21 protein-coding genes and 2 tRNA genes are annotated in these 24,696 nt (G+C 51.4%); 13 read left to right on the forward strand and 10 right to left on the reverse strand.

Annotated elements, in window-relative coordinates:
* Positions 1-173 precede the first annotated feature (173 nt).
* Entirely contained in the window at positions 174-617 is a 444-nt protein-coding gene (soxR, locus tag ABJU74_RS14115) for a redox-sensitive transcriptional activator SoxR (protein ID WP_348382841.1), read from the reverse strand.
* A 122-nt stretch (positions 618-739) separates the two neighbouring features.
* Between soxR and ABJU74_RS14120 the strand changes: the two genes are divergently transcribed.
* The 3 genes from ABJU74_RS14120 (at position 740) to ABJU74_RS14130 (ending at position 1,816) form a co-directional block, all read left to right on the forward strand.
* A complete protein-coding gene (locus ABJU74_RS14120; protein WP_348382842.1) occupies positions 740-1,141 on the forward strand; it encodes a VOC family protein in 402 nt (133 codons plus the stop codon).
* Positions 1,138-1,518: a VOC family protein gene (locus tag ABJU74_RS14125; protein WP_348382843.1), complete on the forward strand. Its 381-nt coding sequence runs from the start codon at positions 1,138-1,140 to the stop codon at positions 1,516-1,518. The genes ABJU74_RS14120 and ABJU74_RS14125 overlap by 4 nt, the downstream gene beginning before the upstream one ends.
* A gap of 79 nt (positions 1,519-1,597) precedes the next feature.
* Positions 1,598-1,816, forward strand: a complete 219-nt coding sequence (locus tag ABJU74_RS14130) for a hypothetical protein (protein ID WP_348382844.1) — start codon at positions 1,598-1,600, stop codon at positions 1,814-1,816.
* Between the two features lie 54 nt (positions 1,817-1,870).
* Here ABJU74_RS14130 and ABJU74_RS14135 read toward each other — a convergent pair whose 3' ends face one another.
* The 4 genes from ABJU74_RS14135 to ubiA form a co-directional block, all read right to left on the reverse strand.
* Positions 1,871-3,007, reverse strand: coding sequence for an NADH oxidase (locus ABJU74_RS14135; RefSeq protein ID WP_348382845.1), 1,137 nt, complete (start codon positions 3,005-3,007; stop codon positions 1,871-1,873).
* A gap of 33 nt (positions 3,008-3,040) precedes the next feature.
* Positions 3,041-3,979, reverse strand: coding sequence for a nitronate monooxygenase family protein (locus tag ABJU74_RS14140; RefSeq protein WP_348382846.1), 939 nt, complete (start codon positions 3,977-3,979; stop codon positions 3,041-3,043).
* A 30-nt stretch (positions 3,980-4,009) separates the two neighbouring features.
* The gene (locus ABJU74_RS14145) at positions 4,010-5,026 is read right to left on the reverse strand and encodes an aldo/keto reductase (protein WP_348382847.1); all 1,017 of its coding nucleotides are present in this window, start codon (positions 5,024-5,026) and stop codon (positions 4,010-4,012) included.
* A 101-nt stretch (positions 5,027-5,127) separates the two neighbouring features.
* A complete protein-coding gene (gene ubiA, locus ABJU74_RS14150; protein ID WP_348382848.1) occupies positions 5,128-6,045 on the reverse strand; it encodes a 4-hydroxybenzoate octaprenyltransferase in 918 nt (305 codons plus the stop codon).
* A gap of 98 nt (positions 6,046-6,143) precedes the next feature.
* Between ubiA and ABJU74_RS14155 the strand changes: the two genes are divergently transcribed.
* Together ABJU74_RS14155 and ABJU74_RS14160 are read left to right on the forward strand one after the other, a co-directional pair.
* Complete coding sequence (locus ABJU74_RS14155; protein WP_348382849.1) at positions 6,144-6,905, forward strand: 16S rRNA (uracil(1498)-N(3))-methyltransferase; 762 nt, start codon at positions 6,144-6,146, stop codon at positions 6,903-6,905.
* A 126-nt stretch (positions 6,906-7,031) separates the two neighbouring features.
* Positions 7,032-9,023 (forward strand): DUF11 domain-containing protein, encoded by a 1,992-nt coding sequence (locus ABJU74_RS14160; protein ID WP_348382850.1) that lies wholly within the window; start codon positions 7,032-7,034, stop codon positions 9,021-9,023.
* Here ABJU74_RS14160 and ABJU74_RS14165 read toward each other — a convergent pair.
* The 5 genes from ABJU74_RS14165 to ABJU74_RS14185 all read right to left on the reverse strand — a co-directional run bounded on the left by ABJU74_RS14165 (position 9,020) and on the right by ABJU74_RS14185 (position 13,400).
* A complete protein-coding gene (locus ABJU74_RS14165) occupies positions 9,020-9,487 on the reverse strand; it encodes a YaiI/YqxD family protein (RefSeq protein WP_348382851.1) in 468 nt (155 codons plus the stop codon). The two genes, ABJU74_RS14160 and ABJU74_RS14165, sit on opposite strands and share 4 nt — an antisense overlap.
* 19 nt (positions 9,488-9,506) lie before the next feature.
* Positions 9,507-11,510 carry a DEAD/DEAH box helicase gene (locus ABJU74_RS14170; RefSeq protein ID WP_348382852.1) on the reverse strand — a complete coding sequence of 668 codons (2,004 nt, stop codon included), beginning with the start codon at positions 11,508-11,510 and terminating at the stop codon, positions 9,507-9,509.
* Between the two features lie 78 nt (positions 11,511-11,588).
* Positions 11,589-12,770, reverse strand: coding sequence for an NAD(P)/FAD-dependent oxidoreductase (locus ABJU74_RS14175; protein ID WP_348382859.1), 1,182 nt, complete (start codon positions 12,768-12,770; stop codon positions 11,589-11,591).
* Positions 12,771-12,928: 158 nt separating this feature from the next.
* Positions 12,929-13,004 (reverse strand) — tRNA-Ala (locus tag ABJU74_RS14180).
* Between the two features lie 69 nt (positions 13,005-13,073).
* Positions 13,074-13,400 (reverse strand): TIGR02300 family protein, encoded by a 327-nt coding sequence (locus ABJU74_RS14185; RefSeq protein ID WP_348382860.1) that lies wholly within the window; start codon positions 13,398-13,400, stop codon positions 13,074-13,076.
* A 181-nt stretch (positions 13,401-13,581) separates the two neighbouring features.
* Between ABJU74_RS14185 and aroA the strand changes: the two genes are divergently transcribed.
* The 8 genes from aroA (at position 13,582) to ABJU74_RS14225 (ending at position 24,118) form a co-directional block, all read left to right on the forward strand.
* A complete protein-coding gene (aroA, locus tag ABJU74_RS14190; protein ID WP_348382853.1) occupies positions 13,582-14,955 on the forward strand; it encodes a 3-phosphoshikimate 1-carboxyvinyltransferase in 1,374 nt (457 codons plus the stop codon).
* Complete coding sequence (gene cmk, locus ABJU74_RS14195) at positions 14,952-15,596, forward strand: (d)CMP kinase (RefSeq protein WP_348382854.1); 645 nt, start codon at positions 14,952-14,954, stop codon at positions 15,594-15,596. Before aroA ends, cmk begins: the two co-directional genes overlap by 4 nt.
* A 204-nt stretch (positions 15,597-15,800) precedes the next feature.
* A complete protein-coding gene (gene rpsA, locus ABJU74_RS14200) occupies positions 15,801-17,504 on the forward strand; it encodes a 30S ribosomal protein S1 (protein WP_348382855.1) in 1,704 nt (567 codons plus the stop codon).
* A 271-nt stretch (positions 17,505-17,775) separates the two neighbouring features.
* The gene (locus tag ABJU74_RS14205) at positions 17,776-18,057 is read left to right on the forward strand and encodes an integration host factor subunit beta (RefSeq protein WP_348382861.1); all 282 of its coding nucleotides are present in this window, start codon (positions 17,776-17,778) and stop codon (positions 18,055-18,057) included.
* Between the two features lie 135 nt (positions 18,058-18,192).
* Positions 18,193-18,279 (forward strand) — tRNA-Leu (locus ABJU74_RS14210).
* A 375-nt stretch (positions 18,280-18,654) separates the two neighbouring features.
* Entirely contained in the window at positions 18,655-19,632 is a 978-nt protein-coding gene (locus ABJU74_RS14215) for a Calx-beta domain-containing protein (RefSeq protein ID WP_348382856.1), read from the forward strand.
* The gene (locus ABJU74_RS14220; RefSeq protein WP_348382857.1) at positions 19,629-21,503 is read left to right on the forward strand and encodes a hypothetical protein; all 1,875 of its coding nucleotides are present in this window, start codon (positions 19,629-19,631) and stop codon (positions 21,501-21,503) included. The genes ABJU74_RS14215 and ABJU74_RS14220 overlap by 4 nt, the downstream gene beginning before the upstream one ends.
* Positions 21,500-24,118, forward strand: coding sequence for an RHS repeat-associated core domain-containing protein (locus ABJU74_RS14225; RefSeq protein WP_348382858.1), 2,619 nt, complete (start codon positions 21,500-21,502; stop codon positions 24,116-24,118). Before ABJU74_RS14220 ends, ABJU74_RS14225 begins: the two co-directional genes overlap by 4 nt.
* The last annotated feature ends 578 nt before the right edge of the window (positions 24,119-24,696 follow it).

The raw sequence follows: 24,696 nt of genomic DNA on the forward strand, positions 1-24,696 counted from the left end.
TCCATCAGGTTCAAAATCAGCTGATATCTTATTCCATTCCATCGCTGCACTTTGGTTATATTAGAGCTCCGGTGCAAGGTCCGTTTGCACCCCCGGTTTCCGACATTCGATGGAACGAAAGCTAACGTCCGCTAACGAGATGCAGCGGTCATTAGAAAGACCAAGAACATCCGCTAATCCTCCAAAACCAGCCTTGGCCCAGGCCCTTTTAATCCCGCCCGATCTTCCGGATTATAGAGTTGGCATTTCTTCAGGCTCAGGCAACCGCAACCGATGCAACCGTCTAGCCGGTCCCGAGTCCGCTCCAGTTCCGCGATCCGCGTATTGATGACTTTTCGCATCCCCTGGCTTATCCGCGCCCAGTCCGCCTGTGTCGGTGTCCGGCCATGCGGGAGGCTCGCTAGCTGGTGTTCAATCTCTCCGATACTTAGGCCCAATTGCTGCGCGATCAGGACGAACGACAGGCGTCTTATGTCAGACCGCAAAAACCGCCGCTGGCCGCCACCGGAACGGAAGGGTTCGACGAGCCCCTTTTCCTCATAGAAACGGATGGCCGAGACTGACAGGCCGGTCCGCGCCGCGAGAGCACCGATGGTCAAAGCTTTGGTTTCCGGCATGAATTTCCCTTTCAAAACGGCAATTAAAATAATCTCTTGACCTCAACTTAACTTGAGGTTGTACGAATCGCAAGTGAGGGAAAAAACCTCACATTGTGAACGTTTTTAGGGAAAGTCAGATTATGAAGCTAAATCAAGTCACCGTCGGATGTCTCGACTATGACGCGTCAGTCCAATTTTATCAGACGCTTGGTCTTCTCCATATTGTCCATGCCCCGCCTCGCTATGCTCGCTTTGAAACGGACAGCGGAGAGACATTCTCCATTCATCAAGTGGAGGAAATCTCAGCCTCGACCAGCATGATATATTTCGAAACCGATACGCTCGATACAGACGTGGCCAATCTCGAAGCTAAGGGCATTGTCTTTGACAGCCAGCCGACTGACCAAAATTGGGGTTGGCGTGAAGCGCGCCTGCACGATCCAGCTGGTAATGGCCTGTGCCTCTTTGATGGCGGCAACAATCGGCGTTTCCCGCCTTGGCGAATCACCTATAACAACGAAGGAAAAGGATATGAAAAATGACAAAAGCAACGCTGGAACATGTGAACATGACCGTGAGCGACCCACAGCGGTCCGCAAACCTGATGCGCGATCTATTTGGTTGGCATATCCGGTGGGAGGGGCCATCAATGTCGGGTGGTCACACGATCCACGTGGGCAGTGATGACCAATATCTCGCGCTTTACACCAATGAGAATGTGAAGGCCGCCGATCCAAGCTTCCGCAAGGGAGAACCGATGAACCATGTCGCAATGACCGTTGATGATCTGGATGCCCTTGAGGCAAAGGTTGTCGCGGCAGGACTGAAGCCCTTCGGCCATGATGATTATGATCCGGGCAAGCGGTTCTACTTTTTCGATTGGAATGCGATTGAATTTGAGATTGTCAGCTACGCCTGATCGGCAAGCACTTCCCCATCGGACCGCCAGCGCGTAGCCGTTCACGGTGGCGGTCCAAACCAGGCGGTGGAAATAAATCATGGCTTATAAATTTCTCGATATGCTCACCACTAACAGCGTCCGTGAAGCCCAGTCCGAAATTGGAGTCCGCGAACAATGGGGAGATTTTCGTGGTAATCGGCAATATATCGTCCCGCGCTTCACCAAAGATATAGTCGATCTTGCAGGCAAGCCTTTGCAAGAGGAAATTGCTAGATTGACTGCTGAAAATCAGGTGCTCAAAGAAAGTTTAGTCTAGTTATGGCGTCATCCCGAAACCTATCAGGATGACGCCTTATTTTGAAAACAAGTCTTAAAGGCTTGGATTTACCAGCACCTTCTCACCCGTCGCTTTCTTCTCATAGGCTTTGGCAATGTCCGGATCGATCATGTCCATCAGCGAAATCTCGCTCGAATAATCGCTATGGAAAATGCCATTGCGTTCGGCGACGGTGAACATCCGCATTTCCATCATGCGTTCCATGCCAACTTCTTCGAGATGCGGGGTCAGCAACCAGCCACCAACACCCCAATAAAGGCCATAGCCCGCGCCAAGGATCGTATCACCAGTGTCGAGCCTGCCATAAATATAAACCTGCTTGTTGACGGTGGAACCATAGACGCTGAACTCGGCGCCGCGTTTCGCCGCGGCCTGTTCCATTGCGGTCAGGATATAATTGGCCATCTTACCGCCGCCAATAGCATCAAAACCGAGGGTTGCGCCGGTTTCCGCTAGCGCATCCACAAGCGCGGGCATGAAGTCATCCTTGCTGCTGTCGAGGACATGTCCATCGGGCAGACCGATATCGGTGAGGATCTTCTTTTGCGCGTCGCTCCGCACAATTGCGACGAGGGGAATATTTTCCTTCAGGCACAATTTGGCCAACATTTGTCCGAGATTGGATGCAGCGGCGGTATGGACCAGCGCTTCATGACCTTCCGACCGCATGGTGTTGACAAAGCCTTGTGCTGTCATCGGATTGACGAACAGGCTTGCTCCTTCTTTCGCGGGAGCGCCTTCTGGAAGCGGCACACACATCATTGCTGGCATGATCCGATGCGACCGGTACATTTCGCCTCCCACGATGGTCACGGTTTTTCCTAGTAAAGCCTGCGCAGCATCGGAAGCACCTGCGGCAACGACCTTACCAGCTCCTTCATTACCGGCGGCAAGTTTCTTACCTTTACGACCGGCAAAAATGCGCATCATTTTAGGATCGATATCGGCAACCAAAGCCGGGTGGCCATCCACTTCTTCACTGCGCACCGTGTCCATATCTGCCGGGGCCGTCAGCAGTCCCAAATCGGATGGATTAATCGGCACAGCTTCCATCTCCACAATCACTTCATGATCAGCCGGTTCCGGCACATCATAAGGCTCTACAGAGAGCACAAGTTTGCCATCCTCGGTTACTGTGGTAAAAAGTTGCTTGGCGTTATCAATGCTCATCTGGGGTTTTCCTCTCTTAAAATAGCGTGTTGGTTAAAAGCTTTTAGCGGTGTTGAGCGCGCTCATGCGCTCGGTAATTTCAAAAAATTCAGCGACCGTCTCATCAATAATCTGCTTGGCGGTTTTTATCTCGTCAATCAAGCCGGATGACTGCCCAGCAAGGCCAACAGCCGCCTCCATATCGCCGCCAAAATAGACATCCAAAATACCTTTGAAAGTGTCGGGCGGCATCAAGCCATCTTCATATATTTTTGCTGTACGCTCGGTTTTCAACGCACGGATGCATGGGGTTGCCTTCTTGTTCAGGACATAGGTGCCGGTTTCCTTCGCATCCAATATCGCTTGCTTGTAATTATGGTGAACCGGGCTTTCCGCGCTCGATACAAACCGCGTACCCATTTGAATAGCCTCCGCACCCAAGGCAAAGGCCGCAGCCATGCCTTTGCCATCCGCAATACCGCCAGCCGCGATCATCGGAATGTCGGACTGGTGGCGAATGGCTTGCAACAAAACCAAGGTGGACACTTCTTCCGGATTTTTAAAACCACCGCCCTCTGCACCCTCGACCACCAGGCCATCAATGCCAGCTTCTACACATTTCATCGCAGCGTCAACCGTCGGGACCGCGTGATAGACGGTGATTCCGGCTTCTTTCAGCGGGCCGATAAATTTGGCCGGACTGCCTGCCGAAGTGGTAACAAATTTCACTCCTGAGCCGCAAATATGGTCTAATATTGCGGGGTCTTTCAAAAACATGATCGGTAGGTTCACACCAAAAGGCGCATCGGTAAGTTCACTCATCTTGGCAATTTCGGCCAAGCAATTATCCGTCTCCCCCGATGAAGTCTCGATAACTCCTAAGCCACCAGCATTGCAAACAGCCGAAGCTAATTGGGAGCGAGCAATCCAGCCCATGGGCGCCTGTACAATCGGATATTTCGCGCCACTATGGTTGAGAAAACGGTTCATCATTCTATCTTTCGTTACGGTTTTCGAAGGGGATCAACCCATCGGATACATGATTTCTCGGCTGATTTTATAGATCCGCTTCATTACATCCGAGCTGAGCTCGACATCGGCTGCGGCAAAAATATCGGCAAGTTGATTGCTATGGGTTGCGCCCACAATGGTGGAAGCCACAAAATCATGCTGCTTTGACCAGGCCGTTGCCAATGTCACGGGCGCAATTTCCAGTTCTTTTGCAATATCCATAAACCGCTTGGTCGATTCTTCACTTTTTGGATTAACAAAGCGCTCTGCCATTTTCTTTTGCCGCCCGCCCATTTTGAGATAGGCAGAAAAACGGGCACCCTCCGGCGTGGCGCCATCATTATATTTGCCTGACAAAGCGCCGCCGCCTAGCGGTGAATACGGGATGAGACTAACCCCTTCTTCGCGGCATACTTGCGCGAGTTCATCCTCGAAGCGCCGATTATTCATGCTGAAATTATTCTGGATGGTGCAGTAACGCGCTACCCCCAAACGCTCTGATGCTTCCAAAGATTTCATCAACCCCCAGCTGGTCTCATTTGAGCAACCAATGGCGCGAATTTTCCCAGCGCGAATCTGCTCATCAAGAACCTCCATGGTTTCATCATAAGCAATGCCATGATCGGGCCAATGGGTCTGGTACAGGTCAATATAGTCCGTTTGCAGCCGCTTGAGGCTGGCATCGAGCGCTTTGACAATATTGTGCCGATCTAATGCGGTCATTCCTGCGCGCTGCGCCGACCGTATCCAGCCATGGCTCGGCCCCGATACTTTTGTCGCAATGATCAGGCTGTCACGATCTTTGTCTTTCATCCAGCGCCCGACAATTTTTTCAGTCTCACCTGCCCATTCTGGTTTGGGCGGCACGGGATAATTTTCGGCAGTATCAAAAAAGTTGATCCCGGCATCCAGGGACATATCAAGAATTTGACGAGACATATCTTCATCAGCACCACTGCCGAAGGTCATTGTCCCCATACAAATGTCAGAGACATAAATCGGGCTCCGACCAAGACGGCGTTTGTTCATGCAATATCTCCGGGAATTGGATGATTTAACTATGCAATTAACGATGCCATAATCTGTATAGGTTGCAAGAGACAATGTAATTAAATTGGAAACGATTGCGCTCAGCCAGCTTGGCCCAGTACAAAACAGGCCAGGAACATTAATAAACCAGCAAAGCGATTGGAGCGGAATTTTCGCAACGCATCTTCACCATCTTCGCTATTGAGTGTGCTGACTTGCCACAAAAGATGCAAGGCGACGGGCAATAGAGCGACCAAAGCCAGCCCTTGCGGGCGCAGCATCCAAAAGGCTCCGGCCCAGCCGGCCAAGGCGACGAGATAAAAGCCCAACACTCCAAATCGCAAATTATCCCCCAAACGCAAGGCGCTGGACCGAATACCAACCAAGGCATCATCTTCGCGGTCTTGTAGGGCATATATCGTATCAAATCCGATAACCCAGGCAATTGAGCCGCCATAAATTAGCAGCATCGGCAAGGAGAATGCGGCATCGATGGCGAGCCAACCGACTAAGGCGCCCCAAGAGAAGACCATGCCCAACCACGCTTGCGGCCACCAAGTGATGCGCTTCATGAACGGATAGCCGGCAACCAGCGCCAAACTCGCCAATGATACCAATTTGGCGGTCAGATTGAGTTGCAACCACACCAGCAAACCGATCCCGCATAACAGCAACAACCAAACCCACGCGGCTTTCAAAGATATTTCGCCACTGGCCAACGGACGTGTTCGGGTGCGCTCAACCTTTTTATCAAGATCACGGTCAACAATATCGTTATAGACGCAACCCGCCCCGCGCATCGCGACAGCCCCCAATAAGAACCATAGGAGCAATGTCCAGTGCGAAAGCGCTCCGCCAGCCAAAGCGACACCCCAAGAACAGGGCCAAAAAAGCAGCCACCAACCGATTGGGCGGTCCAATCTGGCCAGCAATGCATATGGGCGAACACGGACAGGCAACAGGCCTATTAAACCGCGATATTCGGTATCCGGGACAGTGGTAGGATGATCAGATGACATATCGCTTCTATAACGTTACTCCTGCGCATGTCGAAAGGCGTTTTATCGCAAGATAAAACGGCAATTGGCAGAAACCCAATAAGGGATCCGCTTAACTCATGCCTGCCACACCTGCTTATCCACCCCATAGTGCGCCACGCCTTTATGTCGACGTCGAGTTGAGCGATGGGGCGCAAATTCGATTGGATGGTCCGCACGCCCATTATCTGTTGAACGTGATGCGGGTCAAAGAGGGCCAACCGGTCAAATTATTTGATGATCGAACCGGCGAATATTTGGCCCATGTCACAACAACCGGGAAACGCGATTTAAAAGTATCAGTCGACGGAAAAACCCGCGAGCGCGAACAGACACCGGATCTGTGGCTCCTATCCGCGCCGATTAAAAAAGATCGCTTCCATTGGATCGCAGAAAAAGCGACGGAATTGGGAATATCGAAAATGATACCGGTACAAACACAACGCACTCAAAAACATCCAGTAAAACCAGACAAGCTGCGTGCGCATATGATCGAAGCCGCTGAGCAATGTGAGCGCACTGCGCTGCCACAATTAGACGCCATAACAAGGCTGGATGCAATTTTGGAAGACTGGCCAAATGATCGACATCTTTTTTTCGCTGACGAACGTTTGTTTGAAGGCGAAGAAGCCAGCTTCCGTAAAGCTTTGGTTGCCCATCCTGGACCCGCTGCAATTTTAATTGGCCCTGAAGGTGGCTTTACTGACGCCGAAAATGTGACAATCCGCGCCAATCCGCAATCCGTTCCGATATCCTTGGGGCCGCGCATTTTACGGGCGGACACAGCGGCGGTGGCGGCGATCAGTCTGTGGATGGCCGGTCGCGGAGATTGGGCAGGCTAAACCTTGAGATCGGCTTGTTTTTCAGGGCTTTGAATTGAAAATGGATCAATTGTAAAATTTTGTGTTATCAGTCAACGTTACCAGAATTTTACCAAATATTAGCCACTGTCGAATAATGCCAAATCGATGAATAGGGGTTTAGAAATCCAGCAGGAAAGCAGGAAGCAATGGCAGACTGCTAAGGTGCGGGCTTGGTTGCTCGTGCTGCTGCTTGGTTTTGTCTATATTCTGCCCGGCACCGCTTATGCCCAAACGGTAAACCAATATACAAACAGTACGGACAGCGCCGCAGGTGAAATATCCGGAGCTGATTCCTGCACCGTGGGCATAACCTTTCAACGCGATATTTTTGTATCCGATGATTTTAGCGTTCAGGATGTCAATGTCGGGGTCTTAATGTCCCACGATACACGTTCCGAATTCGCGCTGTTTTTGCGCTCACCTGCCGGCAGTATTGTTACAATGAAAAATCTTGTTGGCGGAACCGCCGACAATTTCAACGTGCTGCTTGATGATGATACAGCGACCAGTGTCGACACGCATACAGCTAATGACACGGCCACTGCGGGAACAGTGGTGCCGCCTTATCAACGAACCTTCTCGCCATCAAATAGCGTCGATGCCGTATTTACCGGACAAGGTTCTTTCGGAACTTGGACGCTTTTTGTTTGCGACTTTGTCGACAATGGCGTCAACGGTACGTTTTTCCAGATGGATTTGTTCTTGGAAACCCCACCGCCAAGTGCCGATTTGTCGCTCGCCAAAACCGTTGCTTCCAGTTCACCCAGCAGCGCGGTTTATACATTGTCGGTCACCAATTCGGCCGGTTCGGATTTGTCTGCAACAGGTGTCACAGTGCGAGACATATTGCCGGCCGGGGTTACGTTTGTAAGCGCTTCCGGGACCGGGTCTTTTAACAGCGGAACCGGCATATGGACGTTGGGAACAGATATCGCGCCTGGCCAAACTATGTCGATTGACTTGTCGGTAAACGTGACCGCTACCGCCGGCAGCACGATAACCAATACGGCTGAGATATTGACGGCTTCGCCGACAGATCCCGATTCCACGCCCGGCAATGGCGTCACAACGGAAGATGATTTTGCATCGCGAAGTTTTACGGTCGGTGGACGATTGCCAGGCATACCTCCAAATATTGGGGGAATTTGTGCTGCTGCTGGATCGGGTACAATTTTACTAGATTGGAATAATCACAGTTGGACATCGGGAAGCACAACTGGCAGCGCGACCTTGGCCAATTTGGGAACCGTCAATTTTGCTGTCGCGACCGAAGGCGTATTTTCCGTCCCGCTCAACCTAACGATAGACAATAGCGGTGGTTTTGGAAGCGCTGGCTTGTCACTCTATCAAAATATTGAATATGCGACGCGCGATGAAGTCACGACCACCATTGTTACATTACCAACTGCAGTTCCCGGCGCTCAGTTCACCGTATTTGATGTCGATTTTGCAGCTAATGATTTCGCCGACAAGTTAACCGTCACCGGTACTTTCAATGGTGGCGCCCCGTTTAATGCCACTTTGACCAACGGTGTGGTGAACTTCAACCTTGGCAATGACATTGTCGGTGACGGCCTGTCAGGTGGCACGAGTGATGATGGCAACGTGGTCGCAACCTTTGCCCAGCCGGTTGATACAATCACTATCACTTATGGGAACCATACCACCGCGCCGAATGACCCCATGGGCCAAGCCATATCCATTTATGATTTTACCTTTTGTACGCCAGCGACCACGTTAAGCGTCACAAAGTTAAGCAGCGTGCTCAACGATCCTGTAAATGGGAATACCGATCCGAAATCCATACCCGGCGCGACGATTCAATATTGCATCCTGATTTCCAATGCCGGCAGCGCTACCGCTTCCACAATCAGCGCAACGGATACGCTTCCTGCCAATGTCACATTTGTTGCTGCATCCATGCAAAGCGGCAGCAATTGCGGCTCCGCTGCGACAGCGGAGGATGATGACGCCACCGGTGCGGATGAAAATGATCCCTTTGGTGCCTCATTTAGCGGCGGCACACTGACTGCGACCGCTGCCTCTTTAGGCCCTGCCGAAGGCTATGCGCTTACCTTTCAAGTGACGGTGGACTAAGAGCTGCGTTTCAATCGCACGAGCATCTCGTCCAAAGAAGATAAAAATCTCGATCGGTCATTTTTACCAAATGGCGGTGGGCCACCAATATTTTCTGTTCCCATGCCAGCCCGTAAGTCTTGCATAATCGCGCGTGTCGCAACCGCGGCTCCGATTGAATTTGCGGTAAATGGCTTGCCATTGGGCGCAAGCACATCCGCGCCCGCTTTGATGCAGCGATCAGCCAGCAAAATATCGGCGGTAATAACGACCATCCCGGCTGCTATTATGTCAGCGATATAATCATCCGCCGCATCAAATTTATCGCTGACGATTTTCTTACTGATCAGGGGATGATCGGGAATTTTAAAATGGCTATTGCTAACCAGAATGACGGGCACTTCATGACGATAGGCCACCCGGTAAATTTCTTCCTTCACCGGGCAGGCATCCGCATCCACATAAATTTGAACGGTGTTGGTCATATTCCTCGACTATCGGGGCTCAATCCTTTTTCGGACCCTGATCACGCGCGCCTTCAAAGGGACGTTTCCCGCGATGGAGCTTTTTCTTCTTGCCCCCACCCTGTTTATACGGTGCTGATTTGCTGCCGCCCTTGAATTTGGGTTTCTTTTTGTAATTGTCCCCCGCTTTGCCGGCGCCCCCTGACGCGCCGGTGTCATCGCGATTGCCGGTGGTTTTTCGTTTTACATAAGGTTTTCCGCCTTCAACTGACCGGTCGTCTTTGGCCTTCCTGCCGCCATCATTGCGGTCCTTATATTTTTTGGCTCCAAATTTCTTACCGCCGAATTTTTTGCTGGCATTGCTGTAGTCGCGATCCCGTCCGCCCCGCGCATTGTCTCGGCGGCCACCTTTGCGATTCCGTTTTGCGGCATCTCGCGGTGTACCTTCAAATTGAGTGATTGCAATATCATCCGTGTCATCACCGCCGGTTTCCCGTTTTTCGGCAATCGCTTTGGTAAATTTACCAACCACATGACGCGGAATTTCAAATAGCGTGTCATCGCCATTAATGCGAATAGCACCAATTTCATTCTTGGTCACATGACCGCGCCGGCACAGAACCGGTAAAATCCAGCGGGCATCGGCGCGTTGGTTGTGGCCGACATTCATTTTGAACCAGACTGTATCTTCAAAGCCCGGGCGCGGGCCGCCCGGCGCTGGTTTCGATTGGGCACCGCGGTCCAGCATCTGTTCCGGCGCTGGCATTTTGGAACGATGTGATTGGACTAGCATGGCCGCAATTTCTTCAGCCGATTTTTCCGCCATCAATCGCTTGGCCAGCTCCAGATCATCATCATCAATTTCCACTGGAGCGAGCAGTGTTTCCATCAATCGTTCCGCATCATTTTTGCGAATATCAGCCCGCGTGGGTGCATCTTTCCATTCGGCGTTGATTTTTGCCCCGCGCAACATTGATTCCACGCGCTTGCGCCGCTGATAAGGTACAATAATTACAGCAGTTCCTTTTTTACCTGCCCGGCCCGTTCGTCCTGAACGGTGCTGCAAAGTCTCTGCATCTCGTGGAATTTCGACGTGGATCACAAGCGACAATGTCGGCAAATCAAGACCGCGAGCCGCGACATCTGTTGCGACACAGACTCGGGCGCGTTTGCTGCGCAATGCTTGCATTGCTTGATTACGCTCAGCCTGAGTATGTTCACCGGACAAAGCCACCGCGCTGAATCCTCGATCGGCCAAACTGGTATGGAGCCGGCGCACGGCTTCGCGTGTTCCGCAAAACAGCATGGCGGATTCCGCTTCGTGGAAGCGCAGCAAATTGACCACGGCATTCTCTGTATCAGCCGGGGCAACCGTTATGGCTTGATAAGCAATATCGCCATGACCGCGATCTTCGCCAACAGTTGAAATTCGCATCGCATCATTTTGATAACGTTTCGCCAAATTGATGATCGGCTTTGGAATGGTGGCTGAGAAGAGCAATGTCCGCCTGTCCTCGGCAGTGGCGTCTAATATTTCTTCCAGATCTTCGCGGAAACCCATGTCGAGCATTTCATCGGCTTCATCAAGCACCGCTGCGCGCAATTTGCTAAGATCCAAGGCGCCGCGCTCCAGATGATCGCGCAAACGGCCTGGCGTGCCGACAATAACATGGGCGCCGCGCCGCAACGTGCGCCGTTCTTTTGAGGCGTCCATACCACCCACGCAGGTTGCGATTTGCGCACCGGCTTTCGCATAGAGCCAATTGAGTTCACGGCTGACTTGCAGTGCCAATTCTCGCGTGGGCGCAATGACCAACGCCAAAGGTTCGACCAGAAACGGAAATCGTCCGCTATCTTCCAAGAGTTGCGGGGCCATGGCGAGACCAAATGCCACGGTCTTGCCGGAGCCGGTTTGTGCCGAGACGATGAGATCGCGTCCTTCGGTTTCAGGTTCGAGCACCGCCGCTTGCACAGCGGTAGGCTTTTCATATTCGCGTTCGGTAAGGGCTTCAGCAAGAAGCGGAGGAAGTTTGGAAAAAGGCATGAAAATCCGTTCAGTGGCAAAAATAAAAGACCGCCGGAAATGCCATTTGCCAGCGGTTTGCGATAAAATATCGTTGGTCTAAAGAGTTTGAGCTGCAGCCCAGCCGCTCGCCCAAGCCCATTGAAAATTATAGCCTCCGAGCCAGCCGGTGACATCTACAGCCTCGCCAATAGCATAGAGTCCGGGCATTTGCCTAGCTTCCATATTTTGCGAGGATAACTCGGCGGTACTAATGCCACCTGCCGTCACTTCGGCTTTGGCATAACCTTCCGTCCCATTGGGCATGAAGGACCAGTGGGAGAGCCGGTGCGCCGCCTCTTCCAGCTTGCGATCGGCAAGATTGCCAAGGTCTCCGGACAACGCAATCCGGTCCAAAAGAGTTTCGCAGAGGCGGGTTGGCAAATGCGCATTCACTGCGCTGCTGAGCGAGATACGTGGTTTTTCGCGCTTCAATTGCGTCAACCAATCCGGTTTTAGGTCGGGCACAAAATCCACTTTTACCGCCTCGCCGTGCCGCCAAAAGGAGGATATTTGCAAGATCGCCGGACCGGACAAGCCCTTATGGGTAAACAAAGCGGCTTCCCGAAAAGCGGTTTTGCCGCAACGCGCTATAATTGGCGCCGATACACCCGACAGGGAACGGAATAATGTCTCTTCACCGCCAAGGGTGAGCGGTACCAAAGCGGGACGGGGTTCAACGATTTTAAGACGGAATTGCCGTGCAATCTCATAAGCAAAACTGGTTGCGCCCATTTTCGGGATAGAAGGTCCTCCGGTTGCTATCACCAGAGACGGCGCGGTTGCGGACTGATCGCCATAGTCGACTTGATAAACGCTATCGCCATGGCGGACATTGGTGATTGATTGGCCAAGCGAAACGGTAACGGTCTCGGCCGGACATTCATCCATCAACATCGCAACAATCTGTTTGGCTGAACCGTCACAAAATAACTGGCCCAAAGTCTTTTCGTGCCAAGCAATATCATATCGGTTTACCAGAGCGATGAAATCATCGGCCGTGTATCGGCTTAGTGCAGATTTCGCAAAATGCTTATTGGCCGAAAGATACCGATCGGGCGCGGTATGGATATTGGTGAAATTGCACCGCCCTCCACCGGAAATCAGAATTTTCTTTCCCGGCTGATCAGCATGATCAATCACCAGAACCTTGCGGCCGCGTTGTCCAGCAACCGCCGCGCACATCAAGCCGGCACCGCCAGCACCAAGAATGATCGCATCATAGGATGTTGGGGTTCGGATCGTAAAAGCCTTTTCGTTGCAAATTCTCGGACCCGACCGCCCTTATATTCCAGGCTATGGTGCGATGGTCGAGTAGCCTGGAAGCAGAGCAGCAATGGATCACATGGAGACGCTGAAGCGGTTGGCGTGGACCGAAAATTGTGCAGTGCACAAAAAATTGGTGGAGCCTAGCGGGATCGAACCGCTGACCTCTTCGCTGCCAGCGAAGCGCTCTCCCAGCTGAGCTAAGGCCCCTTAAGCGGCGCGTTTAATCCAAGCGCGCCGCTTATTGCAAGTCCCAAATGACACTTGCAACAGTGAAACTTAAGTTTCGGCGTTATCGTCGTCGTCACCTTTGCCTTTGGTTACGCCCAAATCATCATCACCGCCCAAATCGACTTCATTGTCTGGCGATGGATCATCGTCATCAATATTCACATCCAAATCATCATCCGCCACTTCGTCTTCTTTTTTGGCGTCTTTCTTCGGTGATTCTTCAAACGGCATAGGCTGTTTTGATTTCAAGCCTGGCTCGGGCGTCCATGTCTCACCGCATTCAATGCAATTGACGGGGTCTTCTTTGCCCAAATCGTAAAAACGTGTTCCGCATTTCGGGCATGTTCTCTTCGTGCCCCATTCTGGCTTCACCATGGCTGGTTCCAAATCCTTATTTGTCAGTAATATATAATGACCGCTCGCATAATTTACGGATTCGATCAATCAATCGGGCCGCGCCTTGCCATAGCTGAGCCGCGCTGTCAAAAGCCGTTTCACATCCTGAAACGAATCAACCGCGAATCATCCGCGTGCGACCGCATCATAAAGCCCAAAAATGACCAGCAAACCAACAGATCAGACTATCGCGGAACCCAAGCCGGATTCCTTTAAGCCCGGGACCGCCTTGACCGGCGCGATCAGCGTGCCAGGAGATAAATCCATTTCTCACCGCGCACTGATTCTCTCTGCCCTTGCTATTGGCGAGAGCGAAATTACGGGCCTGCTGGAAGGAGAAGACGTGCTCGCCACAGCCAAAGCGCTGCGCGCCATGGGTGCCCAAATCGACAAAAGCGGAGACAAATGGACCGTATTTGGCGTCGGTATTGGCGGGCTGATGGAGCCTGAAACGGTCATTGATCTAGGCAATAGCGGCACTTCGGTCCGGCTGCTTATGGGTTTGGTTGCAGCGCATGATATCAGCGTCACTTTCACCGGTGATGCGAGCCTTTCCAAACGCCCCATGGGCCGGGTTATCGAACCACTTTCAGCCATGGGCGCTGATTTCACTGCCCGAATATCAGTGGATGACAAAGCCTGCCTGCCGCTCACCGTGCGCGGCTTATGCCCAGCTATCCCATTGGAATACCGGCTGCCGGTTGCATCAGCGCAAGTCAAATCGGCAATATTGCTTGCCGGATTGAATATCCCCGGCGTCACCCGGGTCATCGAGCCGGTTCCCACGCGCGATCATAGTGAAACAATGCTGAAAGGCTTTGGCGCGAATGTGACAGTAGAAACCGATGCCAATGATAATCGCATAATTTCATTGGTCGGAGAAACCGAATTGTCGCCGCAGAAAATCAAGGTTCCCGGCGATCCTTCTTCCGCGGCATTTCCGGTCGTCGCTGCCTTGCTGGTACCGGGATCCGATATTGTGGTTGAAAATGTCGGTATCAATCCAACTCGCGCCGGCCTGTTCACAATATTGCAGCAAATGGGCGGCGATATCCGCTTTGAAAATGAACAAATTGTCGGCGGCGAACCCGTGGCTGATATTCATGTCAAACATAGCAAGCTCAAAGGCATCGCGGTACCAGCGGATATCGTACCCAGCATGATTGATGAATTTCCCATTTTGTTTATTGCAGCAGCAATGGCAGAGGGTACGACGATAACCAGCGGCTTGTCGGAGCTGCGCGTGAAAGAATCAGACCGGCTGTCACGAATGGCTGAAGGCCTTAACCTTTTGGGCGCCGACCTAATCGAAAAAGAAGATGGTCTCACCATCAACGGCCGCGCTGGTTTCCTCCCTGGCGGAACAAAGGCCTCAGCCATAAAAACGGCATTGGATCACCGGATTGCGATGAGTTTTGCCGTTGCTGGCCTTGTAACCGAAACCGGCCTAACAATTGATGACATGAGTCCGACCGAAACCAGCTTTCCCGGTTTTGCATCAATGCTTGCAGCCTTGCAGGGCAGCGCGCAATGATTATCGCCGTCGACGGTCCCACTGCTTCCGGCAAAGGCACGATTTCCAAAGAGCTGGCAAAACATTTTTCTTTGCCCTTTCTTGACACGGGATTGCTCTACCGGGCGGTCGGATGGACGCTTCGCCTGCAAGGTGGCAATGCGGATGATCCGATCGATGCGCTGAACGCCTGTACATTTGACGGACAGCTGCTCGATAATCCAGATTTGCGCAGCGAGACTATTGGCGGCCTTGCCAGCCGGGTCTCGATCCATCCACAAGTGCGGCGGGCTCTGGACAAGCGACAAAAGGATTTTGCGTACCAATCCGCTGGCGCGGTTTTGGATGGCCGCGATATCGGAACCGTGATTGCGCCTGATGCCGATGTAAAACTTTTCGTAACCGCATCATCCGAAGCGCGGGCTGTGAGACGATTTGAAGAAATGAAACGGCGCGGCGAGCCCGTCAATTTTGACGATATTCTGGCTGATATCTTGAAACGGGATGCGCGTGATCAAAATCGCTCAGCAGCGCCGCTGAAACCCGCCGAAGATGCGGACTTGCTTGATACGACTGATTTGACTATAGGCGACGCCATTCAACAGGCAATCGCCTTGGTGAATGCGAAGATAAACCGCCGGCGCGACAAAGATCCGGCATAGCAAAAAATCATGCGCAAGACGGAACGGTGAATAGCCGCTCTGGCTTTGGCGTAGCTTTTGCTATTTTGGGCTTATCTTTGCTTTTACCATTTTCGGCAGTTTTCTGGGGAATATGTCAGTCACATGCGGTGGCGGACATGTTTTGGTCCAAGACCAGCGGAACCAACCGCTTGGCCCGAAAAAATATTGTTAAGGAACTCTTATATGGCCTCTACGGCATTTCCCAGTCGCGACGATTTCGCGGCATTATTAAACGAATCAATTGGCGGTGAAGATCAAGGCTTTGAAGGCCGTGTGGTCAAAGGCACCGTTGTCGGCATCGAAAATGACCATGCAGTCATTGATGTCGGACTGAAATCAGAAGGCCGTGTGGCGCTGCGTGAATTCGCCGCTCCCGGTCAAAAAGCCGAACTTAACGTCGGTGACGAAGTCGAAGTCTATGTCGACCGCATCGAAAATGTAAATGGCGAAGCCATGCTATCGCGTGACCGCGCACGCCGCGAAGCCAGCTGGGACAAGCTTGAAAAAGAATATGACGAAGGCAATCGTGTCGACGGCATCATCTTCGGCCGGGTCAAAGGTGGCTTCACCGTGGATCTGGACGGCGCTGTGGCCTTCTTGCCCGGCAGCCAGGTTGATGTCCGCCCGGTGCGTGATGTCACGCCGCTGATGGATATTTCCCAGCCATTTCAGATTTTGAAAATGGATCGCAAGCGGGGCAATATTGTTGTTTCACGCCGGGCTATCCTCGAAGAAACCCGCGCAGAACAGCGTAGCGGACTTATCGAATCTTTGGCCGAAGGTCAGGTTACCGAAGGTGTGGTCAAAAATATCACAGATTATGGCGCCTTTGTTGATCTCGGCGGCATTGATGGCCTGCTCCACGTCACGGACCTGAGCTACAAACGAGTGAATCACCCGAATGAGATGATCAATATCGGTGACACGCTGAAAGTTCAGATCATCAAGATCAACAAAGATACGCAGCGTATTTCCTTGGGTATGAAACAGCTCGAAAGCGATCCATGGGAAGCCGCTTCCGAAAAATATGCTGTGGGCACGAAATTGTCTGGTTCGGTTACCAACATCACCGAATATGGTGCTTTTGTTGAACTGGAAGCGGGCATTGAAGGCCTTGTCCATGTGTCTGAAATGAGCTGGACGAAGAAAAATGTCCATCCGGGAAAAATCGTTTCAACCTCTCAGGAAGTCGATGTTATCGTTCTCGAAGTCGACACCGAAAAGCGTCGGATTTCCTTGGGTCTCAAGCAAGCGCAATCCAATCCATGGACCGACTTTGCGGATGCCCATCCGGTTGGCAGCCATGTCGAAGGCGAAGTCAAAAACGCCACAGAATTTGGTTTGTTCATCGGGCTCGAAGGGGATGTCGATGGCATGGTTCACATGTCGGACATCGCTTGGGGCATTTCCGGTGAAGACGCTTTGAACCTGCATCATAAAGGCGAACAGGTGAAAGCCATTGTTCTCGATATCGATGTTGAGAAAGAGCGCATTTCACTGGGTATGAAGCAACTGGAAAAAGGTGCTCCAGCCGTTGGCGGTACCGATACAGGCGGTCTGAAGAAAGGATCTGTCACCACGGTTACTGTCCTTGAAGTGCGCGATGGCGGACTTGAAGTGCAAGTTGGTGATGATGGCATTACCGGCTTTATCAAGCGCACCGACCTTGGTCGTGATCGCGATGAGCAACGTCCTGATCGCTTCCAAGTTGGCCAAAAGCTCGATGCCATGGTCACCGGCTTCGATCGTTCCAAAAAACCGAATTTCTCCATCAAAGCCCATCAATTGGCAGAAGAGAAACAAGCGGTTGAGCAATTTGGATCGACTGATTCAGGTGCCAGCCTCGGCGATATTCTTGGCGAAGCGCTTAAGAAGAAAGACGACTAAGCCCAACGGGCTTGGCCCGGCATAGTTGAATGAAAAAGCCCGTTCTCCCTCAGGAGGCGGGCTTTTTCATTGGTTGATGGATTATTTACCGAATTGGCAAAGCGACAGATGCGTCCCAGATCAAGACGTATTGCAATGTAAAATCCAAAGCCCATTGAAAACACGCAAATTTTCTGTCACTATCTGATCATAATCGCTAAGCAACTGACTGCGATTGGCACGCAGCAAAAGCATAATTCCGTGGTTGCCCCACAATCGGAAAGGCATGCGTATGATACGTTCTGAACTGCTCGAAAAATTGGCTGAAGAAAATCCAGATTTGAAGCCGGATGAAATTGAGAAGATTGTTGACTTATTTTTCAATCAGATAAGTCAAAAATTGGCCGAAGGCGGCCGTGTTGAATTGCGCGGTTTTGGCGCTTTCTCGACCCGTCAGCGCAAGCCGCGAACCGGACGCAATCCGCGCACGGGAGAATCAGTCGAAGTCCCGGCCAAGCGCGTCCCCTATTTCAAGCCCGGCAAAGAAATTCGCGAACGGCTGAATAAGGGCTAAGCGCTCAAAAGAACGGCCGAAACTGTCAAATACCCGACGGTCCATTGAAAAACTTGAATTTTGCGCATCTCAGCACTTGACCTGCTGCCAACAATGATGCTTGTCGCATGTTCCAACTTGATTGGATCTACCGGTGCGGACGTGGCGAAATGGTAGACGCAGCAGACTTAAAATCTGCTATCCGAAATGGGTGTGCGGGTTCGAGTCCCGCCGTCCGCACCAGATAGATGCATATACCAAAGAACCATTGGCATTATCTTGGAACCCAATACTTTCTCACGCGAGAATGAGCAGCCATTTCCAGAAGCGGCGATTATAATTGGTTTCCACGATCGTTCGTTCCATAGGCCAATATAGGGGCCAATATATAGGATTGCCCATCGCAGATGTTTTCCTTTCCAATAGCGGACTATTGCGAATTCCGGCGATAGTGCTTGTTTCCTGCAACAGATTGAATTGCCTCCGGTTGCAAATAAACATATTTTGTTATTTTGCATCCAAAATTTTATACTTCAAAACTACATCCGAAATGGATGATTCTGTTTATTGACTATCGAAGAGGAAGGTTACAGTTCTGTAAAGTCTAAAGGGGGCTTTATGGAATTTGCGGCGTTCACCGATTTTCACATTGACTATCTTCACAATATTGAACCCAGAATAGGTCTGTCGCCTCCCTCCAAGAAATTACTCAGTTTGCCGCTGGCAGCATCGCTGGTGCTGGGCTTTAGCCCGGCCATTGCCAGTGAGACAGTCATTTACACCTATGATGAACTGGGGCGTTTGGTTCGTACGTCTCAGACCGGTTCGGTCAATAATGGGGTTGTGACTGATATTGATTATGACGATGCGGGCAATCGCACAGGCTATGACGTGACCGGATCTAACGGATCAGGAACCGATGGCGGTGTTACAGGATCCCCTGGGTCCGGCGGTGGTGAAACACCGCCGGCATTCTCGATAGGCGATGCAAGCGCTGTAGAGGGAGGATCCCTCACTTTCACAATTAGCAAAAGTGCGGCTACCAATCAGAGCTATTCTGTCAACTGGTCCACGGCGAACGGCTCTGCCCTTAGCGGGTCGGATTATACGGGCAATAGCGGCCTTTTATCATTTACCGGAGCTCAAACCAGTAAAACGATAACCATTCCGACCATCAACAATAATATTTTTGAGCAGCAAGAAACATTTTATGTGAATCTGACGGCTGCATCAGGTGGAGCAACTCTATCCGACAGCCAAGGAGCTGGCACGATATCGGATGATGAGGTGCCCAATACGCCGCCCGTTGCCAATCCCGATAGCTATGGTATTTCCTGTCTCGCCGGGACATATCCGGTAACAAATAATGACACGGATGCCGATGGCGATACGATTAGCATCGTTTCTGTATCAGGACCGCTGGGCGCCGCCATATCAGGCGGAACATCGATTAGCGTCACCGGAACAACCAACCCGGGCACCTATACCATCTATTACACAATTCAGGACACGCACGGCGCCACAGCAAGCTCGAACTTAACGTTGACCTGGGCATCCAATCCCGCCTGCGGTGGCGGAGGAGGGCCATTTCAATGATGATTTTTCCTACCTGCCAATATTCAATCACTTCACAGCTGGCCGGAGAAACTCGCGTGAATATTAAGTCTATCTTAGTCGTGGGACTAGCTCTGGCTGGCCTGTTTTCTGTCCCTCAAGCCTGGGCGCAACAAGATCCTCGGACACAGTTCCCGCAAGTATCTACTATGTCCCCCCATGGCGTAGATCTGCAATCCGGGAGGTTCGTAAAAGAAGGCGTTGATCTCACTATGGGTCCACTAACGGTGGATCATTATGTGAAGATGGAAGAGCCATCGGCGCAAAATGGAGTGATCCCTCCATATGTCTACGCCACAAGCCTTCATGGGCATAGCAATCACTTTGAGAGCTCTGCGCCAGGCAATGGCGTGAATGTCTATGAAAATATCTATATTGGTAAGCAGAAAATCACATTTACCGTCTTGTCCGCTGGCGGATTTTTCCCTTTTGATTCCAGTAATACCGGCTGGCGGATGGTGACAAGTGGAGCGGATTGGGTGCTGACCAATAAATCTGGCGATACCTATATCTTCAACACCCATCCCGGCATTTCTTCCTTCAGCCGCCGCTTGACTAGTATGACGAGCGCCAACGGCCATAAGCTTACCTATGCTTATGACAGCGCTGCCAAACTTAAATCTGTCACCAGCAATCGTGGATATGCAGTTGTTCTGCAATATTCCGGCAATAATGTCATCGTCTGCGGAGTTAATTTGACCGTTTCCGCATTGCCGTCTTCCTGCAGCGGATCCAATTATAAGGTGACCTATGGCCGGGACAGTGCGGGGAAGTTGACGTCAATCACTGCGGTCGATGGCTCGGTGGTGAATTTGCAATATGTCACGTGGCAAAACTTCCCCTATTTGAGCTGCGTCACCCTGCCGATCAGTTCAACCTGCGCTATTCAGAACACCTATACGGGTGTGGGCCAAGGCGGCCAAAATGCGGATCAGGTGTCCACCCAGATAACCGCAACTGGCGACATATGGTCCTATACCCATTTGCCGATTGAAAATAATCCCGGCGACTATGTTCCTGGTTTCGGGGAAATCAGGAGGAGCTATGCACTGATGGCGCCGCCGGGCGGGACGACCTCGTCTCCCGGAGCCACCCAAGCGACATTTGGCAATGGTTTTGTCGAATCTATCGTCTCACCCGATGGAACATCAACTTATGAATATTCCACACAAGGCGCCTATGCGATAGCCTATTCAACCACGCTTACCGGACCCCATTATTACAGCGTCTATCCTTCCAAAATCACCTATCCGGAAGGCAATAGCATTTCTTTCACTCGCGACTGGGCGGACAATGTGACCACCCGGAGCGAGAATCCCAAGCCCGGTTCTAGCGCTACCAGCAATGTTACCACTTGGACCTATCCAACCGCCAATCAGTGGGCCGGGCCGAGTATCTGCAACGCACCGGATGTCCTGTGTGACAAGCCGACAAAAGTCACGGACCCGCGCGGCTATGCGACAGACTATACCTATAGTGCGACACATGGCGGCATGCTCACGAAAACCGAGCCGGCGGTCAATGGCATTCGTCCGCAAACCCGCTACACATATACCGCTCGCTATGCGCGCGATGTCAACGGCACAGCGCTGCAGCCACCTATTTATGTTCTGACTTCCGAAGAATATTGTAAGACCACCGCTGCATCAGGTTCCGGCTGTGTCGGCGGCGCTGCTGATGAAGTGGTAACCACTTATGATTATGGCCCGACCTCTGGCCCCAATAATCTTCTCCTGCGCGGAACCGTTGCAGACAGCACGGGCCTGGCTCTGCGCACTTGCTACCGATATGACCAATATGGCCGGAAGATTGCTGAGACCCAGCCCAAAGGAACGGGGAGTACATGCCCATGAGCAAGCTCCGTTTAAACCTGTCTGAACATGCGCTGCGCGCCGCTTTCGCCGGGCTAACGCTTTTCGGTCTTAGCGCCGGTCTGATTGCGACTTCGGCTTACGCGCAGAGCTCGGCTTCCGCTTATACCAGCGCCACCCGCTATGATATTAAGGGACAAGTTACGGGCACGATTGCGCCTGACCCGGACGGAGTAAGTGCTCTTAAATATCTCGCTACCCGCAATACTTACGATATTCGAGGCAATGTCATAAAGACTGAATCCGGCGAACTGTCATCGTGGAAAGCGGAAACCATTGCTCCAGCCAATTGGGGCAGCAGTTTCCGTATTGACCGCACGGTTCATAGCAGCTTTGATACGATGAACCGCAAGCTGAAAAGCTGGGTGGTTGGCAGCAACGGCGTGACCGCCACGATGACTCAATATAGCTACGATGGGCTGGGACGGCTAACCTGCACAGCGCAGCGCATGAATCCAGCACAGTTTAACAGCTTGCCGGCGTCGGCCTGCACCCATGATACGCCCGGACCGGATGGCAAAGATCGGATAACCAAAACCGTTTATGCGCTGAATTCCAGCCGCGTTTTACAAGTGCGTAAAGCTGTGGGGACGCCGCTGGAACAGGCTGAGGTGACCTATAGCTATACCGGCAATCGCAAGGTTCAGTATGTTATTGACGCCAACGGCAACAAGGCAACGATGGTCTATGACGGCCATGATCGGCAAAGCCATTGGTATTTTCCATCTCCGGCCCAACCCAGCAACTATAATGATGCGACATGGGCAACCGCGCTGGCGACAGCGGGTGTTTCAAATACTGCAGATTATGAGCAATATAGTTATGATAAAAATGGCAATAGAGAATGGCATTATAAGCGCGATAGTCTCCGCATTCGCTATTGGTATGACCCGCTTAACCGGCCAATCCTCAAAGGGCATACGTCAAGCAGCGGCAGTTGGCTGCCCGGGTCAACCAGCATCACGCGCTATGGGTATGATAATCGCGGATTGCAAACTTATGCGCGCCATGGCCATACTTTAGGCCAAGGCATTACCAATGTTTATGATGACGTTGGCCGCCTGACTTCGACCACCAACAATATGGGTGGAACTGCGCGAACGCTATCTTATCAATATGACAAGAACAGCAACCGAACCCGCATCACCCATCCCGATGGGAAATATTTTAGCTATGAATATGATGGGTTGAATCGATCGACAATCACGCGCGAGATGGGTAGCGCAGGATTGGGTCACAACATATACAATTCTAAGGGGCAATTTTACTATAACTACCGGATTTCAGGGCTATATAATACGCATTATTATGACAATGTAGGTCGGATAAATATACAAGTAACTCAATTGTCAGGCGCGGCCGAAGACAATAATTTTACCTTCGCCTACACGCCCGCCAACCAAATCAAATCCCGCACAACCACCAATGACATTTATGCCAATACCGCCCATTATGACGTGAACCGCAGCTATAATGTCAACGGCCTCAACCAATATACGCAGGCCGGGCCAGCAGCATTTACCTATGACCCCAATGGCAATCTGACCAGCGATGGCGCGGTGAACTTTACCTATGATGTCGAGAACCGCCTGATCAGCGCTAGCGGCGCCAAGAACGCGACGCTGAAATATGATCCGCTGGGCCGGCTTTATGAGGTTAATGGCGGCAGCGCTGCGACCACCACACGGTTCCTTTATGACGGCGACGCGTTGGTGGCAGAATATAATAGCGCTGGCACCATGCTGCACCGCTATGTGCACGGCAATGGCGTGGATCAGCCGCTGCTCTGGTATAATGGCAGCGCGGTATCCACCGCCACCCGCCGCCATTTATTCGCCAACTGGCAGGGCAGCATCACGGCGATAACGGATCATCAGGGCAATGCCATTCAGGTCAATGCCTATGACGCTTATGGCATTCCCAATGACACCAATATCGGCCGGTTCAGCTATACCGGTCAGATCATCATCCCGGAACTGGGCCTCTACCACTATAAGGCCCGCGCCTACTCGCCCTATCTGGGCCGGTTCCTGCAGACCGATCCGATTGGGTATGAGGATCAGTTTAATCTCTATGCGTATGTTGGGAATGATCCGATGAATAAGATTGATCCGACAGGAATGGAGAGCTGTACCGATCCGGAAACTGGAGACACAATAATATGTGTAACGGCTGAACCGGAAGAAGAGGAAACTGTTGATCAGCCCTATCGCTTTGTTCCAAATCTTATTTGGGTTAATCCACGATGCAACAGAGTGCCCTGTGACATCAAGCCAGAGTACAAACGCCCGTCTAAGCCCGAACCAGAATCAAATGACTATTGTGGTTCCAATGGATCTGAAGGAGTCCCTGATGGAAATTGGGGGGCGGCTTGCAAAACGCACGATGAATGTTATGCTACGCATGGGGCCAGTAAAGAGAAATGCGATCTAGCATTGGCTAAAGACATTGCATTGGTATGTTCAGCACAGCAACCAAATTTAGCTTTGGTGTGCGCTGCGGTTGGAGTGGCATATGGAGAAGGTTTGATAATTTTGGGTTTTCCAGGTGGACCTTCAAGAAATGCTTACAACAATGCTCAAAAAGAAGAGCGATAAACTCGTGATCAAAAAAATTCCAAGATGGTTACAACTGATTCTGCTAATTTATTCTCCCATATATATTTTGGTAATATTTTTCATTATTGCGTATTCCTATGATGCTGGATGCTTATTTTGCTATAAACCACAGGCGAACGAATATGTTGAGTATTTTACAAACCCGATTGTTATTGGGGTATACATATTTTTAGTTTGGCCTGTTTTTGCGGTATTTTTTTATCTTATTAGAAACACGAAAAAAAATAAGAATTGAATTACGGTGACAGTGCACTAATTTCCTCTCTCAGTTGACCGTTACTGACAAACACTGAATATTTACCGGCATTACGGTGACAGTTTACTAAATACATTAGAATTACGAATTACGAAATTACGAATTACGGTGACAGTGCACTAATTTCCTCTCTCAGCTGACCGTTACTGACAAACACTGAATATTTACCGATCAGCGCCACGTCTCTACCCCATGGTCATGGCCCGCCTTGCCCGAACAGTGCTTCCTGACATCCCTCACCATGTGACACAGCGCGGTAATGGCCGGGCCCAGACATTTTTCTGCGATGAAGACTATGCGT

The organism is Parasphingorhabdus sp., from assembly GCF_039982415.1.
GTDB lineage: Bacteria > Pseudomonadota > Alphaproteobacteria > Sphingomonadales > Sphingomonadaceae > Parasphingorhabdus.